This is a genomic window from Flavobacterium anhuiense, from assembly GCF_004151235.1.
Taxonomy (GTDB): domain Bacteria; phylum Bacteroidota; class Bacteroidia; order Flavobacteriales; family Flavobacteriaceae; genus Flavobacterium; species Flavobacterium anhuiense_A.
Map to the genome: position 1 here is coordinate 156,453 of NZ_JUIV01000009.1, position 20,099 is coordinate 176,551.

Here is a 20,099-nt window from a genome sequence, read left to right on the forward strand (position 1 = left end):
AAATTATTTTAAAGCTCAGTTTGAATAATATTTTTTTCTAAACCAAAATGCAAGGTTAACCAATGCAATAAGAGCCGGCACTTCCACTAAAGGACCTATTACACCTGCAAAAGCCTGCCCACTGTTTATACCAAATACGCCAATTGCCACCGCAATAGCTAGCTCGAAATTATTCCCTGTTGCAGTAAATGCAATAGAGGTCGCTTTTGAATAGTCAGCCCCAAAATATTTCCCAGTGAAAAAGCTGATGACAAACATCAAAGTAAAATAAATCATAAGAGGTATTGCAATATGTACAATGTCCATCGGAATCTGAACAATTAGTTCCCCTTTCAGGCTGAACATTACGATTATTGTAAAAAGCAGTGAAATAAGGGTAATTGGCGAAATAAACGGCACATATTTAGTTTCAAACCATTCAGAACCTTTTAAAGCTATAAAACTATAACGGCTTATGATTCCAAGAGCGAAAGGAATACCTAAATAGATACCCACACTCTCGGCAATCTGCGCAATGCTGATGTTTATCTCGAAACCATCATATCCAAAATAGGGAGGGAGGATGGTTATAAAGATGTATGCATATACGCTGTAAAGCAGCACCTGAAAAATACTGTTAAGAGCAATAAGTCCTGCAGCATATTCGCGGTTTCCGTCTGCCAGATCGTTCCATACGACAACCATAGCTATACAGCGCGCCAGACCAATTAGGATTACCCCGATCATATACTCGGGATATCCGTTTAGAAAGAGGAGAGCCAATAAAAACATCAAGACAGGACCTATAATCCAGTTCAAGAACAACGAGGCGCCTAAGACTTTAGTGTTTTTAAAAACTTGTCCCATATGCTCATACTTTACTTTTGCCAGCGGCGGATACATCATCAGGATAAGTCCTATAGCCAATGGAACGTTTGTTGTTCCGCTGGAAAAAGAATTGATGAGGTCTGCGCTTGAAGGAATAAAGTGTCCTGTTGCAACGCCTATTGCCATAGCAAGGAAAATCCAAAGGGTTAAGAAGCGGTCTAGGAAGCTTAATTTTTTACGTCCTATGGCTGGCGCACAATTAGTTGCTGACATTTTATTTTTAAATTTGTGAGAATACGTAAAACATTTCAGTTCCTATCTGCAGGCTGCGCTCCAGATAAGTTTCATTCTGCTGAGGAGTTCCGTCAGAAATTTTTGGATCCTCAAAAGTGATCGGGATTCTTTTTTCGGCACCTGCTATAAAAGGGCATCCGCCATCTGCTTGCGAACAGGTCATTATTGCGGCAAATCCACTTTCTGGATTGAAATCATCATCATAGGTTTTAGAAAAACCGATAATGGGAAGTTCATTGGCTGAATATTTTATTGAATAAACAGGATTTGCCCCTTCTGAAAGCGTTTTGATCTTAAATCCTGAATCGCCTAAAGTTTGGGCTACCATCGGAAAAAGAGCAGTGGCCTCGGTTCCCCCAGAATAGCATGTGACATTTTTTATATCATAATAGGCAGCGGCAGTCTGTGCCCAAATCTGCGACAAATGGCTTCTTCTAGAATTATGGGTACAAATAAAGTTAAGTCGTACTTCCTGTTGCTTAATTGTTCTGGCTTGAATAAATTCAATAAGGGGCAACAATATTTGTTTTCTGTCTTCAGACAAGAATTCAAATGGCAAAGATTCAATTGTTTTTGTTAAATCTGCATACATTGTTATTTCTTTTTAAAATGGCAAAAAATAAAATTTTGTACTGTTTCGAAAGGAGTTTGATGATTTTCGGTGAAGCATTCCATTTTGAGAAAAGTATTAGAAAAAATCTTATCTAGTTTTGATTCAGAATATTGTGTTATTTCGAGCCCACTGCATTTCAAGGGGCCAGATTCTGAAAAAGTTCCAAGAAAAAGATTGGCATTTGCATTTGTATATTTTTCGGCAATTGCCTTGTATTTTTCTATTTCTTCCTTGGAAGTTAAGAAATGAAATGAAGCTCGGTCGTGCCAAAAATCAAATGATTCATCAGCAATAAACTCTAAAATGTCCGAAACAATAAATGTTACATGCTGAGATTTCTCTTTCAGACGATTTTTGATTCGATTGATGGCATTTTCAGAAATATCCAAAAAATAAAGATTGGTATATCCTAAATCAATCAATTTATCAATCAGATAGCTGTCGCCTCCTCCAATATCGATAATTTTTGCATTTTTTGGCAAATTAGCTTTTAGAATAGCTTTTACAGACGTTTCAGGATTTACTTGATACCAGCTTACTTCATTTTCTTTTTTAGTGGAAAAAACGTTTTCCCAATGTTCTTTTCTACCCATAAGTGTTTGAATTAGCAACAGCCTCCGCCTGGAGTGCAAGAATTGGCATTATCAGCGTGTAATTGTGATAATTTGACTTTTGGTTGATCAGAAGGAATACCGCATTGTTCCTGAGCAAGACAGGCCGTTTTTTTGTTAAGTAAAGTGAAGTTTTTGCCATTAAAATCTAAATCGTATTTACCGATTGTAGTATTTTGGTATTCTACCTCAATTTCATGATCTTCAATTCCTAATACTTTTTCTGAAAGTTCAATTATATGAATCAGTTTCTGAGGTTTAAGCCTATGCTCATAATCATTGGCATCCCAAAGCTGGAAGTTTACAACAGTTTCTTTTCTTACTGTTCCACCGCAGTCAATGAAGTTTTTGGTAATCAAGCCTACTTCCGTTACATGAAAATATTCTGGTACAAATGTGCCATCTGGCAACTCAAAATTCACAGCCTCAACTGTTTTAAGCAGTTCTTTAATTTCTGAAAGTTTCATGATGTTTTTATATTTAGTTAAACTATATTTTTATTAAATAATAATAGAGCTTCTTCTTTCAAGAAGTGCAGTATCTCTCCAGATGCCATTTTGTTTTCCAATTTTTTCCCTTATTCCCAGTATCCTGAAGCCTGCTTTTTCATGGATGCGAAGACTTGCAGTATTCTCAGGAAAAATCCCTGCCTGAAGTGTCCATATTCCTTCTTTTTCGCTCTGTCGGACAAGTTCATTTAAAAGGGCAAGTCCGATTCCTTTTCCTGAATGTGCAAGATCGACATATACGCTTACTTCTGCAACTCCTGCATAAACGCAGCGTGAAGAAATAGGGGTAAGGGCAGCCCATCCGATTATTTTACGATCTTCTTCCATTACAATTCGGCAAGACTTAAGATGTGACTGATCCCAATCTTCCCATGATGGTGCGTTGGTTTGAAAAGTGGCATTGCCAGTATCCATTCCTTGTTGATATATTTTTTTTACTTGATCCCAGTCTTCGGTTAAAAGATTTCTTATTTCCATATCTCTTAAATTAGCAGCATTCGTTTCTTTTTTTGGCAAGATGATTTGATATATGCTCAAAGAATCCTTTTATCTTTTCGAGTCCAGGTTCGTTGATGCAATAGCAAATTGAATTTCCTTCGATACTTCCTTTTATTAAACCTGCATTTTTTAATTCTTTAAGATGCTGCGAAACTGTAGGTTGTGAGAGTGGAAGTTCGTTTACAATATCTCCGCAGATGCAGGCATCTACTTTTAATAAATATTCTATAATAGCAATACGCGCAGGATGACCCAACGCTTTGGCCAAAATTGCCAGCTCGTTCTGGCTTTCTGTGAAGTGATCTGTTTTTGTTGCTCCCATTGGTTTATATTTATATTGCAATATTACGATATTAAATTTAATAGACAATGATTTTATGTTATTATTTTTAGGTGGCTAATTAATTTGAGAAGAATTTTATTGTAAGGTCTGTTAAAATACAATTAGGAGCACGTTTTTGATCTTAGTGTTTACTGTGTGAAACAAAGGTTTGAATCCTGAGTAATTAACTTAACGGGGTCTGTAAACCGCCTAGTATTATTTGTGGGTTGAATTGGTTAAATAATTGAAGCAATCAAAAAAAAGCTGAAACTTTCGTTTTAACGTATTTCAAGAGTGACAGGGACAGGACAAATTTCAATATCTTTTTTGAATGATTTGAAGAGATTGGCTAACTATATATAGTGTCTGTCTTTCATCTGGTTTTATAAATTTGGTTTAGATGTCTCGTCGGGGATTCATGGGAAAATTTATTTGATTCTAAATTGATTAAATGAATATTAGTATTTTTATTATATCACACCGGATATATCGTTTGCTCATTTGTGTACATGAAATAAAAGTTTAATTTTACTTTTTAAACCATACAGCTTTTCTCCTTGTCTTTTAAAAAATAATCCTTCCTAATTATTTAGACAAACGCGATTTAAGAATGCATTTTAAGTGCTTATTTTTTATTTACAAAACCCAAAATTCATGTATCAATTTGTAAAATATATTTTGATGCTCTTTTTAGCATCTTTAAGTTTAATCTCCTGTAAACAAAAACAGGGTGACAAAATTAGAGTTGGTTTCTCACAGGCGATGACGACCGATGATTGGCGCAAGCAAATGAATAGTTCAATAAAAATTGAAGCTTCCTTGCATCCTGAAGTAGATTTAACAATCAAAGACGCCAATAATAACGTTGCGAGACAAATTGAAGATATCGAGCGTTTTATCTCGAATAAAGTGGATGTTATTATTGTATCGCCAATCCAGTCCAAACCTTTAACGGCAGTTGTAGAAAAATCGATAAAAGCGGGAATTCCTGTTCTTGTTGTCGATCGAAAAATTGAGGGGGAAAGTTATACAGCTTATCTTGGAGCCGATAATATTGAAATTGGCCGAATCGCTGGTCGTTACATTATCTCGCACAGTAAAGGTTCCGGTAATATTATAGAAATCACTGGTGCCAGCGGATCATCTCCAGCTTACGAAAGAACACTTGGTTTCAATCAGATTATCAACGAGAATAAGCGTTTTAAGATTGTAAACACCATTCAGGGCGACTGGGAAAAAGAATCGGTTAAGGCGCCTTTGAAGGCAATTCTGCTGCAAAATCCAAATATTGAATATATTTTCGCTCATAATGACAGAATGGCCTTAAGCGCCTGGGAAACTGCCAAAACCCTCGGGCTTGAAAAGAAAATCAAGTTTATTGGAGTTGATGCCCTGAACTCCGTAAATGGAGGAATTGAATTGGTAAAAAGTGGCGTTCTTGATGGAACGATTTTATATCCAACCGGAGGAAATGAAGCGCTGAAGCTGGCACTGAAAATGTACAACAAGGAGTCAATCCCAAGAAACAACATTCTAAATACGATTGTTATTGACAAGAACAATGCTGAAATTATCGAAAACCAAATGGATAAAGTCGATCAGCAGCAGTTGGTTATCGAATCGCAGCAAGGAGCAATCAAAGTACAGGAAAGAGAATATGCTTCGCAGAATAATTTGGTAAGATTGCTTAGCTTTTTTCTTGTAATTATTTTGAGCTTAACGATTTACAGTATTTATTCTACAATTTCGATTTCAAAAAAGAAAAAACAACTGGAAAGAATCAATCAAACGGTAATTGACCAGAATAATGAAATTCAGGAAATGGCTCAGATCGCAGCTAAAAGCAATGAAGCAAAACTGAATTTTTTCACCGGACTTTCGCATGAATTTAAAACGCCTATTACTCTAATAATGAGTTATGTGGAATCGTTAATCGAAAATGAGAAAATTAAAGGTACCGCATTGATAGATGAAGTAAAACTGATTCACAAGAACTCAAACAGATTGCTTCGATTGATCAATCAATTACTGGATTTTAGGAAAATTGAAGAGCAAAAGTTTACGCTGAGAGCTTCCAATACAAAGATTTACGATTTCACAAATGATGTCATGGCAAACTTTAAAGGCGAAGCGGCCCGAAGAAATATTGATTTTCAATTGGTTTGTAAAAACAAAAATCTGGAGCTGTTTATTGATCGCGGTTTAATGGATAAAGTGTATTTCAATTTATTGTCAAATGCCTTTAAATTTACCCCGGACAATGGTAAAATTAGTATTTCAATTGTCGAAAATCAGGATAATACAGTCAAGATACATTTTAAAGATTCCGGAATTGGAATTCCTGATGATGAACTTTCAAATGTTTTTGATCCCTTTTTCAGGGCTTCAAATAACAATAAGAATAGTTCAGGAATTGGGCTTCATCTCTCAAAAGAGTTTGTGCTTTTGCATCAGGGAACGATTGAATTGAAATCAAAACAAGGCAGTGAATTTGTGATTACCTTATTAAAAGGAAGCAGTCATTTGCAACCAGCAGAGATTACTCAGAAAGTGGAAAACCTAACCAGTATTCCAAGTTTAATAACCGATAATTTAAACATAGAAGCCGATTTAAAAAATTCAAACCCAATTTCTGATGCTGAAAAACATTCGCTATTAATTATAGAAGACAATGTAGATCTGGTTAACTTTTTGAAAGCCAAACTGTCAAATGAATATGTAGTTTATAATTCGGACGGAAGCGATGCGATTGAAAAGGCTTTAGAAATTATTCCAGACATTATTATCTGTGATATTAATTTAGTAGATAAAGATGGTTACGAAATTAGCAAAGAACTAAAAAAAGATCTCCGTTCTTCACATATTCCTATTATAATTCTAACGGCTCAAAGCAATAAAGAATCGGTTCTAAAAGGGTTGCAGAGTGGAGTAGATCAATATTTAACAAAACCTTTTAGTCTTTCAATTCTAAAACAATCGCTATCGAGTTTGCTTTTCAACAGAGAAAAACTACGTTATTATTACACCAATAATATTTACAGAGTGGAACCTGAATCTAAGTTTGGAAATCAGGAACAATCATTTATTACCAAAATGAATGACATTATTAGAAAGAATGTCGAAAATCCAAAGTTTTCAGTTGAAGATTTGGCGGACAAATTGGGCGTTTCGAGAGTTCAGCTGTATCGAAAGGTGAAAGCAATTATTGGAATTAATATTAGCGATCATATTAATAATGTCAAATTAGAGAAAGCCGCAGAACTTTTGAAGTCAAATGAGATGAATATTTCTGAAATTGCATACTCATTAGGTTTCTCTTCTCCAAACTATTTTTCTACAGCCTTTAAGAATAAATTTGGAATTTCTCCTAAAGAATATAAAACGTCAAGCTAATTTGTCTTTAAAATTGTTTCATTTAAAGTATCAATTTTGAAGGTTATGTAACATAATTGAAACTACATGGTTTTCGTAAAAGTTTTTTAATTTGCGTAAAACCTTGTAAATAAAGGTTTTGGGTTTAAAATGCTAAACTATCAATATTTATAGAAATAAATTGTAACATCATTAAAAATAAGTTGTTTTTTTTGCAAATATCTTAGCAACAAGTTTTTAATACATGTACAATGAATAAGATATTGATTTGGTCTGTTACTGCTGCGTTGGCAGGTTTTCTTTTCGGTTTTGATACCGTAGTTATTTCTGGAGCTGATAAACAATTACAGCTTCTGTGGCACTCATCAGATGCCTTTCATGGTTCAGTTGTTATGGCAATGGCATTATGGGGAACTGTAGTTGGTGCAATCTTTGGAGGAATCCCAACTAATAAAATAGGACGTAAAAAAACGTTGTTCTGGATTGGAATTTTATATTTCGCTTCGGCAATTGGTGCCGCTTTCGCTAATGATCCGTTTGTTTTTGCTGCCTTTAGATTTATTGGTGGTTTAGGAGTTGGTGCTTCTACTATTGCTGCTCCGGCTTACGTATCAGAAATTGCTCCGGCAGACAAACGCGGAAGATTGGTAGCCTTGTATCAGTTTAATATTGTATTAGGAATTTTAATTGCTTTTATATCTAATTACCTTCTAAAAGATATTGGCGAAAATGCCTGGAGATGGATGATTGGCGTTCAGGCAATTCCTTCTCTAATTTATATTCTTTTTATTTTGACAATTCCCGAAAGTCCAAGATGGCTTTTGTCTAAAAACCGTGACGAAGAAGCTTGTAAAGTTTTATATACGATTGATCCGTCTGCAAATATTGCTGACTTAATAGACGATTCCCGTGAAAACGGTGTTGCCAAACACGAAAACATTTTCATGAAGAAATATCGTTTCCCTTTAATTCTGGCTTTCTTAATTGCCTTTTTCAATCAGTTTTCGGGAATTAATGCATTTCTATATTATGCGCCAAGAATTTTTGAAGAAGCCGGATTGGGGCAGAATACAGCGTTGTTAAGCAGTATCGGAATTGGAGTTACAAATCTTATTTTCACCTTAATCGGTGTGGCATTAATTGACAAATTAGGAAGAAAGTTGTTAATGTACATTGGTTCTGTTGGATATATTATTTCACTCGGACTAGTATCGGCTTCTTTTTATTACAATTGGGGAGGCTTATCAGTTCCTATTTTCCTTTTCCTTTTTATTGCTTCACATGCAATTGGTCAAGGTGCGGTCATTTGGGTTTTTATTTCAGAAATATTTCCAAATCATATTCGAGCATCCGGACAAGCATTTGGAAGTTCCGTACATTGGGTTTTGGCAGCTATTATTCCGTCTTTAATTCCGATGTTGTTCTCAGAAATCGGCCCCGAAGTTGTATTCCTTATTTTTACATTGATGATGGTGTTGCAATTATTATTTGTAATGTTTTTAATGCCGGAAACAAAAGGACTCTCTTTAGAAGCTTTAAGCGAAACACTAACTAACAAAAACAACCACAAAAATGAAATCAAAGAAACATCTGCCGTTAGCTCTTTATAGTGCCGTTTTACTGTCGATAGTAGGATTAAAACCGTCTTCTGCAATTGCACAAACTGTTGCCACAACTGTATCGAACACAGCGGAAGAACAAATGTATCGCCCACATTTTCATTTTACACCAAAAAAAGGCTGGATGAACGATCCTAATGGAATGTTCTTTGCCAACGGATATTATCATTTGTTTTACCAGCATTATCCTGATGGAAACACATGGGGACCAATGCATTGGGGACATGCGATTTCTAAAGATTTAATTAAATGGGAAGAACAGCCAATTGCGCTTTACCCAAATAAGGACAAATATATATTTTCAGGAAGTGCTGTTGTCGATACGGAAAACACATCTGGCTTAGGAACAGGAAAAACAGCTCCGATTGTTGCCATTTATACGTTGCATGATATGACAAAGGAAAAAGCAGGCAAAATGGATGTGGAACAGCAGGATATTGCTTTTTCTAACGATAATGGTTTTACATGGCAGAAATTTGAGGAAGGAAATCCTGTTGTGAAAAACCCTGGAATTAGAGATTTTAGAGATCCAAAAGTATCCTGGGACAAGACACACAAACAATGGATCATGGCTTTGGCTGCACAGGATCGAATACAGTTTTACAAATCGTCAAATCTGAAAAATTGGGAATTTGCATCTGAATTCGGAAAAAATATCGGTGCTCATGGCGGCGTTTGGGAATGTCCTGATTTCTTCGAAATAAAAGTGGAAGGAACAAAGGAAACCAAATGGGTTTTAATAGTAAATCTGAATCCCGGCGGGCCAAATGGAGGTTCCGGAGTTCAATATTTTGTTGGCGATTTTGATGGAAAAACATTTACTATGGACGCTGGTTTTGCTGAAAGAGTACAAAACGAAAAAGCAGTTTGGGCAGATTATGGAAAAGATAATTATGCAGGAGTGACATGGAATAATATTCCATCTTCAGACGGAAGAAGATTATTTATCGGATGGATGTCAAACTGGGAATATGCACAGCAGGTTCCAACAACGACTTGGAGAAGCAGCACCACAATTCCGCGCGAACTGCAATTGGTAAAAAAAGGAAATCACTATAACTTGGAGAGTAAACCAGTAAGAGAATTAAATAATTATGTTGCTAAAACTCTTAAAGTGCAAAGTTTGAACGGAAAAGGAACTTTAAAAGTAATTGAAAGCGGAAAAGCAGATTTAACACAGGCAGTTGTTAGCTTAGACTTAAAAAACTTAAAACAGGAAGATTATACTTTTACACTTTCAAATGCAAATGGAGAATCTTTAAGTTTCGGTTTAAACAACAAAGAAAATTATTTATTTGTTGATCGTTCTAAAGCGGGAAAAATTGATTTCTCGGATAAATTTGCGACACCAGTAAGCAAAGCATTTTTGAAAGGAAGCCAAAAAAATGTCGCTTTTAAAATTATTCTGGATAAAACTTCAATTGAAATTTTTTACAACAATGGCGAGAAAGTGATGACGGAAATCTTTTTCCTGAACAAACCATTTTCAGCCCTTACTATTTCTTCAAAGCAGAAAATAGAACTAAAAAATGGGATTATTCAAGTATTGGACATTAATAAAAAGCAATAAGAAAATCGAATAGAATTTTTCTAATTCAATCCAAAAACAAATCGTACAACCGTAAGAAGGATAATCTCTTTCAGGCTCGTTGCATCTATTTGCAAAATAAAAAAACTGCTAGGGAATGGCAGTAAAACATCACTAACTATTAAAATAACCTTAACCAAACCAAAATTTATGAGAAATAAGATTTTTTATTTTCTATTTTTCTTTTTTCCAATGCTCATGATGGCACAGGAAAACGGAATAAAAGGAACGGTAATTTCATCTGATGACGGAATGCCACTTCCAGGTGCCACAGTAATGATTTCGGGAACCAATACCAGTTCGGTTACCGATTTTGACGGGAATTTTTCCTTTCCCAGCGTTGCTTCAGATGCTGTACTTGTAGTTTCTTTTGTAGGTTACAGTCCGCAATCCATTTCAGTTAAAGGGCAAAAAACAATCAACATAACGCTGAAAGTCGATAACAATCAACTGAATGAAGTTGTGGTAACAGGATATTCTAAACAAAAGAAAACGGATATCACAGGAGCAGTTGCCGTCGTGAACATGAAAGACGTTATGAAACAGCCAGAGCCAAACCCAATCAAAGCTTTGCAGGGAAGAATTGCCGGAGTAAAAGTATCGTCTGATGGCTCGCCAAGCGGAGGAAATACCAAAGTGGTCATTCGTGGTGTTGGAACTTTAAATAACACGGATCCGCTTTATGTAATCGACGGAATGCCAACCAAATCGGGAATGCACGAATTGAATCCTAATGATATTGAGACTATTCAGGTTTTAAAAGATGCTTCGTCTGCCAGTATCTACGGTTCTAGAGCTTCAAACGGTGTGATTATCATTACAACCAAAAAAGGAAAAGAAGGTAAAATGAGAATCAATTTCAGCACCTATGCTTCATTTTCTGATTATTCAAGAAAGTTGGATGTCCTAAATGCAAACCAGTTTGGACAGGCACTTTGGCAGGCAAATATTAACGACGGATTGAATCCGAATAATAACAATTTGCGTTATCAGTTTGACTGGTCAATAAACAACAATAAACCGCAATTGAACAAAGTTTTGGTTCCGGAATATTTAGATGCTCAGCAAACGCTAAAAGCTTCAAATACCGATTGGTACGATGCGATTTCTCAAACCGGAGTTGCCAATTCTTATGATTTATCGGTTTCAAATGCTTCTGAGAAAGGGAATTATGTTTTCTCTTTAGGATATTACGGAAATGAAGGGGTGGTAAAAACTACTGATTTCGAAAGAATTTCTGCCAGAATGAACAGTTCATACAAGTACTTTGACGGAAAATTAGTTATTGGAGAAAATTTCAGTTTAAACCGTACAAACGAAGTTACAGATCCAGGTGTTTTAGATCCTGCACTTAGAGCTTTACCAATTATTCCAGTACACACTGTAGATGGAATAGGTTGGGGAGGACCTGTTGGGGGAATGAACGACAGACAAAATCCGGTTCGACTTTTAGAATATAATAAAGACAACAAATACGATTATTTGCGCCTTTTTGGTAACGCTTACGCGGATTTGGAAATCATTAAAAATCTGCACATCAAAACCAGTTTCGGAATGGATTATGGTTTTTATAAAAAACGCACGTTACAAAGAAGCTACAAATCGGGTTATCTGCAAAATGATCAGACTTCTGTTACAATTGATCAGTCAATCAGTGACAAATGGACTTGGACGAATACAGCAATTTATAGCTTAAACTTAGGAAAAAGCAATCTGAATTTGATGGTGGGAACGGAGATGTATAAAGATACTTATGATACAAACACTTTGCGTAAAAATGACTTTTTGATCGAAACGCCGGATTATATGTATCCGGATGCAGGAACAGGAGAATCTTTTACTAGCGGAACTTCAACCATATATTCTTTGCTTTCATATTTTGGAAAAGCAGATTACGAGTTTGATAATCGTTATCTAGTTTCGGCTACTATTCGCCGTGACGGTTCTTCTCGTTTTGGTAAAAACAATCAGTTTGGGACATTCCCAGCAGTTTCTGCAGGATGGAGAATCAGTAATGAGAATTTCATAAAAGATAAAATAACCGCTATTTCTGATTTAAAATTAAGAGCAGGATGGGGGCAAACGGGTAATCAGGAAATCAGTAATACAGCGGTTTACTCGTTATATCTGGCAAGTTACGCAGGCGGAAGCCCGACTTGGGCAACTTCTTTTGGAACGGCTTATGATATTGCAGGAAACGGAAACGGATTGCTTCCGTCTGGTTTTATCGCAACGCAGTCAGGAAATGATGATTTAAAATGGGAAACTACGACACAGACCAATGTTGGTTTGGACTTTGGTTTATTCAAGCAAAAACTAAGCGGTTCTGTAGATTATTATATCAAAAAAACAGATGATATTTTGGTATTGCCACCGTATTTAGGAGTTATAGGAGAAGGTGGAAATCGTTGGGTAAACGGAGCTTCTATGGAAAATAAAGGTTGGGAATTTTCTTTGGGGTATCATGACGAAACTTCATTTGGATTGAAATATGATATTTCAGGAAACATTTCAGCAAACAAAAATAAAATCACAAAACTACCGGATGAAGTAAAAAACAATTATGGAGGAAACGGACTGGATGATAATATTTTAGGACGACCAATTAATTCGATGTACGGATATGTTACTGATGGATTGTTTACAAGTCAGGATCAGGTTGATAATTCGCCAATTCAGGAAGGAAAAGGACTTGGTAGAATTCGCTATAAAGACTTAAATGGAGATGGCGTAATTACAGACAAAGACCGCACATGGATTGGAAACCCAAACCCAGGATTGCTGTACGGCATCAATTTGAATTTGTCTTATAAAAACTTTGATTTCACTACCTTTTGGGAAGGTGCGACAGATGTTGATGTCATCAATAACACAAAGTATCAAACTGATTTCTGGAGTGTAGATGATGTTGGATCAAATAAAGGAACCCGTCTGCTGAATGCTTGGTCTTTGGATAATCCAGATTCAACTATTCCGGCATTGACAACAGTAGATAGAAATGCGGAGTCAAGATTCTCGACTTATTATGTAGAAAACGGAAGTTACCTTAAACTTAGAGTTTTACAGTTTGGCTACAGTCTACCAAAAGATTTACTGAAAAAATTAAGCATGGAAAGTTTCAGGTTTTATATCAGTGGTCAGAATCTATTGATTCTTGATGCGAAAAGCTTCACGGGAGTAGATCCTGAAAATGCAGGTTTTGGATATCCGCAACCAACAACTTTTACTGCTGGTCTTAATTTTACTTTATAATAAAAGATTTAAAAATGAAAAAAATACTATATATAGCAGGATTTGCAGTGTTGGGTTTCTTTGCTTCCTGTTCCGATTTTTTAGAGAATGATCCACGTGGCGTGTTGTCAGAAAAAGATATTGTTACGCCTGAGAATGTTGAAGGATTTATGAATGCGGCTTATGCACAGTTAGGAAATGACCATTACGATTCTCCGTACAGTTTATGGCCGTTTGGGAATGTTCGTTCAGATGATGCCTACAAAGGCGGAAGCGGTACTAATGATATTCAGGATTTTCACTTTTTTGAAGTATCCAATAATATCCGTCCAGATTTTGGAGAATTGGATAGTTTCTGGTACATCAGTTATGTTGGTGTTTCAAGAGCCAATAAAGCATTGAAAGCTTTAGAACAAATCTCAGAAGCCGATTATCCGTTGAAGAAAACACGAATGGCTGAAATGCGTTTTTTGAGAGGACATTTTTACTTCATGCTGAAAATCATGTTCAGAAATGTACCTTATATTACTGAGGATATTGCAATAGAAGATTACAAAACAATTTCAAACAAAGCGCTTTCAAATGAAGAGCTTTGGAATAAAATCGCCGAAGATTTTCAGGCTGCAGCCGAAAATTTACCCGATGCGCAACCAGAAATTGGCCGAGCGACTAAAAAGGCGGCTTATGCATATTTGGCAAAAACTAGATTGTATCAAGCATATACTCAAGATGAAACGTTTAAAGTTACAGGAATCAGTCAGCAGCATTTGCAGGAAGTAATAGCTGCAACCGATAAAGTAATTGGAAAAGCGTCATTAGAACCTGATTTTGCCAATAACTTTTTACCGGGAACTTATGAAAACGGGCCGGAATCTATTTTCTCGATTCAGTTTTCAGATAATGACGGAACGCTTTATGGAAGATTGAATTTTTCAGACGTTCTTTCTACACCGCAAGGTTTGGGCTGTTGTGATTTTCATAAACCTAGTCAAAACCTAGTGAATGCTTTTAAAACTGGAGCAAATGGTTTACCTGAGTTTGATACGTACAACAATGAAGATTTTGATTATAAAAATATAGATGCTAATACAGTTGATCCAAGATTGTATCATACTGTAGCAATGCCGGGATTGCCATACAAATACGATCCTGAATTTCTATATGTTGAAGCTTGGGTAAGATCGCCTGGAACTTACGGTTATTATGCTTCTTTAAAAGAAAACGTGGCTCCAAGTTGCAGTTGTGTCGTAAATATCGATCCGTTTTACGGAAATTCTAAAAACAGAATTCAGATTCGTTATGCCGATGTGATTTTGATGCGTGCCGAAGCTTTGATTGAATTAGGAAGACAATCTGAAGCTTTGCCGTTGATTAATGAAATCAGAAAAAGAGCGGCGCAGAGTACAGGAAGACTTCCGTATGTAAGCAACTTCAAAATTAGTACTTATGTTGACGGAAGCAATTGCAACTGGACACAGGATTTTGCCCGTAAAGCTTTGCGTTGGGAACGTCGTTTGGAATTGGCCATGGAAGGAAGCCGATTCTTTGACCTTGTTCGTTGGGGAATTACAGATCAGGTCATGAATGATTTTTACGCAAAAGAAAAAACAAAACGTACCTATTATCAGGATGCTTTTTTTGATGCACATAAAGAAGAATATTGTCCAATTCCGTTGAAGCAAATTAATTTCAGTCAGGGATTGTACAGACAAAATCCAGGTTATTAATCTTTAAAGAATCAGCAATATGAAAAAAGCTTTAAATAAATATTGGACCAAAGTGTCTATAGTATTCGCAATGATTTTTATGATTACTGCTTGCGAAAATGGTTTTGAAACTGGCGGATTTGATGTGAGTTCGCCATCCAATGTGCTTTCATTCAAGTTAAACGGAGTTTCAGGAAGTATTGATCAGGCGACAGGTAAAATTACGGTTATAATGCCTTACGGATCTGATATAACAGCCATAAAACCGGAAGTTGTTTTTGTCGATGGTGCAACTTCAAATCCGGAATTAAATTCGGCGATGAATTTTACAAACCCGGTAAAATTTAGAGTGGTTAATGGTAATTTATATAAGGATTATACGGTAACCACAACCGTTTTAAGTCCGATTAAGAGTTTTACAATTAATGGCGTTGCAGCAACAGTAAACGACATTAGCAAAACGATTACCATGACGCTTCCAGAAAATACCGATTTAACAGCGCTAAAACCAGTAATTGAAACAACAGATGGAGTTACGATTTCACCAGCATCAGGAGCAACAATTGATTTTACTAATGCTGTGACTTTTGTAATAACATCAAAGGGGAAAAGCGTTAATTATACGGCAAACGTTGGAGTTCCAGTAACAGGATTAACCGTGGCGTTTTTAGGAACTGCGGCTGCAAGATCAGGAATTACAAATATGGATGAAGTTACGGCTTCAAATTGGTTGTTTGATAACTTCCCGGGAGCTAAATATATTTCTTTCGAAAGTATACAAAACGGTGCCGATTTAAGTGATATTGATGTGATTTGGTGGCATTTTGATTCGGCTACAAATTTACCTTCTGTGGCTTATAATCCTAACGTTACTAATGCATTGAAAAATTTCAGAACAAATGGAGGAAACTTGCTTTTGACTTCTTTTGCTTCACAATATGTCGATGCTTTAGGAATTGTTCCGTCAGGAAAAGGACCGAATAATGTTTTTGGAGATTTTCTTCCAAACGGTTTTGTAGACGGAAATTCATGGGGAATGTCATTCGTTGGTCATGAAGGCCATCCAATATTTCAAGGGTTAACCACTTTTGAAGCTGGAAAAGCCAATTTATTGCAAAGTGGAACTTTCAGATTAAACCACACAGCGTGGTGGTTTTTACCAGAATGGGGCGGATACAATAATGGAGAAGGTTGGAGAAACCAGACCGGAGGAACCAATCTGGCAAGTGAAGCGTGGGATAATGAACTTAACGGAAGGGTTACCATTGCAGAATTTCCAAATACAAGCAAAAATAAAAATGTAATTGTTATTTCTATGGGAGCTTACGATTGGTACAATGAAACGAATAGTAGCGGAGTGCCAAGTCAGGCAAATGAGTTTATCACAAACATCAAACTGCTGACACAAAACAGTATCAATTATTTAGCAGCAAAATAATCCACTTTGAATTTAATTAAAATGAAATATAGAAATATACTCACAATTGCCTTTATTTTCTTTTCACTTGTTTCATGCAGTCAGGATGAAAATTATATTGGAGGTTCTATTTCAGGAGGAAATTCTGAAATTACAAGTGTTTTTCCTGTTCCGCCAGCGCAATGGATGGGTACAACAGATTCCTATTATAGTGCAGGTTATACCGGAGATATTATGCCTTTTTTCGATAACGGAAAATTTCATATTTATTTTTTGCATGACGCACAGAATAAGCCTGCTGGAAAAGGATTTCACGATATTCATGAATACCAGAGCACAGATTTATCGCACTTTACCTATGAAGGTCAAACCATTCCGTATGGTACAACTTTGGAACCAGATTTTGCAATAGGTACAGGATCGGTTCTCAAAGTGGGTAATGTTTATTACTTTTATTATACAGGGCACAATGAAAATCTGCCTTTTGTCCAGTCGAATGCAAGAGAAAGTGTTTTATGCGCAACCAGCAGCGATTTGAAAAAATGGACAAAAGTTCCGTCTTTTAAGATTACAGCTCCGGCGGGATATTACAACTATGATTTCAGAGATCCGCACGTGTTTTATAATGATGAATTGAAAAAATATTCAATGTTAGTAAGTACGCAGACAGAACCTGGAAGAAAAGCCGTTTTGCTGCATTTTACAAGCGCAGATCCTGCATCAGGAAAATGGGATGTTCAGGCTCCAATTTATACCACAACGCCTGAAGATAATTATCTGATGATGGAATGTGCGGATATTTTCAAAATGGGAAGCAATTGGTATTTGATTTTTTCTGAGAATTGGAGTGGCAACAAAGGAACGCACTACAGAATTTCATCGTCTATAAACGGTCCGTGGACAAAACCGGAAAAAGACAGAATCGACGGAGAATATTTTTATGCTGGAAAAACAGCTTCTGACGGGAATAAAAGATATGTTTTTGGATGGAATGCGAGAAAAACGCCTGAGAATGATTTAGGAAACAAGGATTGGGCGGGAAATATGGTTATTCATGAATTGATTCAAAATTCAGATGGAACTTTAGGAACGCAATCGCCGAAATCGGTTAAGGATTTATTTTCGAAAAAGAATGCTACTGCAGAAGTAGATGCAATTTCATCAAATGCAACCGCTACTAATGGAACTTATTCTTTATCAGGAGAGGCAGAAAAAGCAATGGTTACTTTTAAAAGCGTTGGAAAGAAAGTCAAAATAAAAGCCGAAGTCACTTTAGCGAAAGCTAGCGGAACAACCGGATTTGTTTTTCATACAAATGATACAGGAAGCTATTATAAAGTAGTTTTAGATATTGCTAATGCTAAAATAAGCGGTTATAATTCGGCTTCACAGGAAATGACACGCTTGCCATTTGCTTTTCAAATCAATACAAAATACACGATTGAAATAATTGCTGAAGGAAGTGTTGTAGTAGTTTATATTGACGGAAAAGTAGCACTTACCAACCGCATTTATGGAAGAGACAAAAACAAATGGGGTTTAATTGCTGAAGGACAAACGAGTACAATCTCAAATCTTCAGATAACCCAGCCTGAATAAGAACAATAATAAAATATTTTAGAATGAATAACGGAAAAAACCTTAAGGCGGTGGCATACGGAGAGGTACTTTGGGATGTTTTTGCCAATGAAAAAAAGATTGGCGGAGCACCATTGAATGTTGCCCTGCGAATGAAAACGCTGGGTTGCGAAGTAGCTATGATAAGCTGTGTAGGCAATGATGAAGACGGGAGAGCAATAAAAGAGCAAGTGAAACAACTGGGACTTGAAACGGATACAATCGTAGTTTCTGAAGATTTTCCAACTGGTTTGGTTAATGTTACCTTGAATGAGCGTGGATCGGCAACTTATGAAATCAGTTATCCGTCTGCCTGGGATAAAATTGAATTGAATGAATTGGCAAAAGCAACGGTAAAAGCGGCTGATGTTTTGATTTATGGAAGTTTGGTTTGTCGCGACGATGTTTCAAGAAAAGCTTTGGAAGAACTACTTCAGAACGATATTTATAAGGTGTTTGATGTGAATCTAAGAAAACCACATTATACCTATGAAATTCTGAACCAGCTTATGCTATCGGCGGATTTTATAAAATTTAATGATGAGGAATTGCTTGAGATTGTGGGGACTATGGATTCTCCTTTTACAAGTCTGGAAGACAATATGCGTTTTATTGCAGAGAAGAACAAAGTGAGGGCCATGTGTGTCACTAAAGGAAAACACGGAGCTTTATTATTATGGGAAGGAAAAATTTACGAAAACGGCGGTTATCCAATCGAAGTTGCCGATACGGTAGGTGCCGGTGATTCTTTCTTGGCTGCTTTAATCACTTCATTGTTAACCGAGAAAGATCCTCAGAATTCAATTGATTTTGCCTGTGCTGTAGGTGCGCTTGTTGCTGAAGCGCCTGGCGCAAATCCGGAAGTTCCAAATTCTAAGATTGAAAATTTAATGGCTGCAACTAAAATTTAAGTTATTTACAAAAAGACTCATGGTATTTGATTAATTGCCATACCTGTTTTTTTGAAGTTAAGCCTGATATCAAAATGAACATGCCCCAAAAAGTTAGGCAATATTTGGGGCATTTTTTAGAAAAGAATCCGATTTTCCAAATAGAGAAATTATTTTGGTTAGTGTTTAATAAAACGCTGATTCTAAATTTGCCTAGCTTTTTATATAAACACTTCTTTTATTAATGGGGTATTTAGTGTCTGTCTTTCATTGGCTTTGTTAATTTGGTTTGGATGTCCTTTTGGGGATTGTTACAAAAAAATATAAAAACTCAGTTGGTTTATGGTATTAAAATAATATGCAATTCTAGAGCTATTATCTATGATTTGAAAAGATTGTTATGATTAAGGCAGAATTGTCTTTCTTTGGCTCTATGATTTTACTTTCTGTGATTTATACTTTTTATAAAATATCAGTGTAATGATAAAAAAGGAACCGTAATAGGCATAAAACAAAAGGCAGTGTAAATCTGCACTGCCTTTTGTTATGCTCTTAGACTGAATAATTTAATGCACAAGGGAATTAATGCGCAGGAAATGACAAGAAATATAATGACCCTGATATAATTGAGCGTCTGCCAAAGGGAAGTTCGTTTTGCAAGATCCTTTGCAAGTGAAGGATTTTCTGCTATTTTTTGAAAATCAATGATGTTTGGTGCAAAATAGGAGAGCGTCCATGCTCTAACTGCAAAATGAGCAGCAAATAAAAGTAAAAGCCAGTTTCTAACGGGGTCAATTCTCCAGCAGAAAATAATGGCAAGGATAAAGGCGATTTCATGCAGAGAATGAAATATAATCCAGAAAACTTTCAGGCTAGCGCCTTTTCCATCCAGTAAAAGCTTAAAATTTTCAGGTGCCGATTCGGTCCATTTAGGCACAAAAACCAGAGTTTCGAAAATCTGGGCTCCATTCATTAAAAAGTAGATAAGGGTGGTAATGCAGAGCC

15 protein-coding genes are annotated in these 20,099 nt (G+C 36.1%); 8 read left to right on the forward strand and 7 right to left on the reverse strand.

Annotation, left to right across the window (positions count from 1 at the left end):
* Nucleotides 1–15 precede the first annotated feature (15 nt).
* Genes arsB through NU08_RS13020 form a run of 6 tightly spaced genes read right to left on the reverse strand, consistent with a single transcriptional unit; the run spans nucleotide 16 to nucleotide 3,654 of the window.
* On the reverse strand, nucleotides 16–1,080 hold the full coding sequence (gene arsB / locus NU08_RS12995) for an ACR3 family arsenite efflux transporter (protein ID WP_129747623.1): 1,065 nt from the start codon (nucleotides 1,078–1,080) through the stop codon (nucleotides 16–18).
* 7 nt (nucleotides 1,081–1,087) lie between these two features.
* Entirely contained in the window at nucleotides 1,088–1,693 is a 606-nt protein-coding gene (locus NU08_RS13000; protein WP_129747624.1) for a low molecular weight phosphatase family protein, read from the reverse strand.
* A 2-nt stretch (nucleotides 1,694–1,695) separates the two neighbouring features.
* A complete protein-coding gene (locus tag NU08_RS13005) occupies nucleotides 1,696–2,307 on the reverse strand; it encodes a class I SAM-dependent methyltransferase (RefSeq protein ID WP_129747625.1) in 612 nt (203 codons plus the stop codon).
* A gap of 11 nt (nucleotides 2,308–2,318) precedes the next feature.
* Complete coding sequence (locus NU08_RS13010; protein WP_129747626.1) at nucleotides 2,319–2,792, reverse strand: DUF6428 family protein; 474 nt, start codon at nucleotides 2,790–2,792, stop codon at nucleotides 2,319–2,321.
* A gap of 33 nt (nucleotides 2,793–2,825) precedes the next feature.
* Nucleotides 2,826–3,311 (reverse strand): GNAT family N-acetyltransferase, encoded by a 486-nt coding sequence (locus NU08_RS13015; RefSeq protein WP_129747627.1) that lies wholly within the window; start codon nucleotides 3,309–3,311, stop codon nucleotides 2,826–2,828.
* 10 nt (nucleotides 3,312–3,321) lie between these two features.
* The gene (locus tag NU08_RS13020) at nucleotides 3,322–3,654 is read right to left on the reverse strand and encodes an ArsR/SmtB family transcription factor (protein ID WP_129747628.1); all 333 of its coding nucleotides are present in this window, start codon (nucleotides 3,652–3,654) and stop codon (nucleotides 3,322–3,324) included.
* Between the two features lie 654 nt (nucleotides 3,655–4,308).
* Between NU08_RS13020 and NU08_RS13025 the strand changes: the two genes are divergently transcribed.
* The 8 genes from NU08_RS13025 to NU08_RS13060 all read left to right on the forward strand — a co-directional run bounded on the left by NU08_RS13025 (nucleotide 4,309) and on the right by NU08_RS13060 (nucleotide 19,115).
* The gene (locus tag NU08_RS13025) at nucleotides 4,309–7,047 is read left to right on the forward strand and encodes a substrate-binding domain-containing protein (protein WP_129747629.1); all 2,739 of its coding nucleotides are present in this window, start codon (nucleotides 4,309–4,311) and stop codon (nucleotides 7,045–7,047) included.
* A gap of 230 nt (nucleotides 7,048–7,277) precedes the next feature.
* Nucleotides 7,278–8,636 carry a sugar porter family MFS transporter gene (locus NU08_RS13030; protein WP_129747630.1) on the forward strand — a complete coding sequence of 453 codons (1,359 nt, stop codon included), beginning with the start codon at nucleotides 7,278–7,280 and terminating at the stop codon, nucleotides 8,634–8,636.
* Nucleotides 8,599–10,215, forward strand: a complete 1,617-nt coding sequence (locus NU08_RS13035) for a glycoside hydrolase family 32 protein (RefSeq protein ID WP_129747631.1) — start codon at nucleotides 8,599–8,601, stop codon at nucleotides 10,213–10,215. The genes NU08_RS13030 and NU08_RS13035 overlap by 38 nt, the downstream gene beginning before the upstream one ends.
* 168 nt (nucleotides 10,216–10,383) lie before the next feature.
* Complete coding sequence (locus NU08_RS13040; RefSeq protein ID WP_129747632.1) at nucleotides 10,384–13,485, forward strand: SusC/RagA family TonB-linked outer membrane protein; 3,102 nt, start codon at nucleotides 10,384–10,386, stop codon at nucleotides 13,483–13,485.
* A 14-nt stretch (nucleotides 13,486–13,499) separates the two neighbouring features.
* Nucleotides 13,500–15,191: a RagB/SusD family nutrient uptake outer membrane protein gene (locus tag NU08_RS13045; protein WP_129747633.1), complete on the forward strand. Its 1,692-nt coding sequence runs from the start codon at nucleotides 13,500–13,502 to the stop codon at nucleotides 15,189–15,191.
* Between the two features lie 19 nt (nucleotides 15,192–15,210).
* Nucleotides 15,211–16,608 carry a DUF4960 domain-containing protein gene (locus NU08_RS13050; protein WP_129747634.1) on the forward strand — a complete coding sequence of 466 codons (1,398 nt, stop codon included), beginning with the start codon at nucleotides 15,211–15,213 and terminating at the stop codon, nucleotides 16,606–16,608.
* A 21-nt stretch (nucleotides 16,609–16,629) separates the two neighbouring features.
* On the forward strand, nucleotides 16,630–18,186 hold the full coding sequence (locus NU08_RS13055) for a glycoside hydrolase family 32 protein (RefSeq protein WP_129747635.1): 1,557 nt from the start codon (nucleotides 16,630–16,632) through the stop codon (nucleotides 18,184–18,186).
* A 23-nt stretch (nucleotides 18,187–18,209) separates the two neighbouring features.
* Nucleotides 18,210–19,115, forward strand: a complete 906-nt coding sequence (locus tag NU08_RS13060; RefSeq protein ID WP_129747636.1) for a carbohydrate kinase family protein — start codon at nucleotides 18,210–18,212, stop codon at nucleotides 19,113–19,115.
* 523 nt (nucleotides 19,116–19,638) lie between these two features.
* On the opposite strand, the gene NU08_RS13065 is transcribed toward NU08_RS13060, so the two are convergent.
* The coding region (locus NU08_RS13065) for a transposase (RefSeq protein WP_129747637.1) at nucleotides 19,639–20,099 on the reverse strand (461 nt) is incomplete at its 5' end.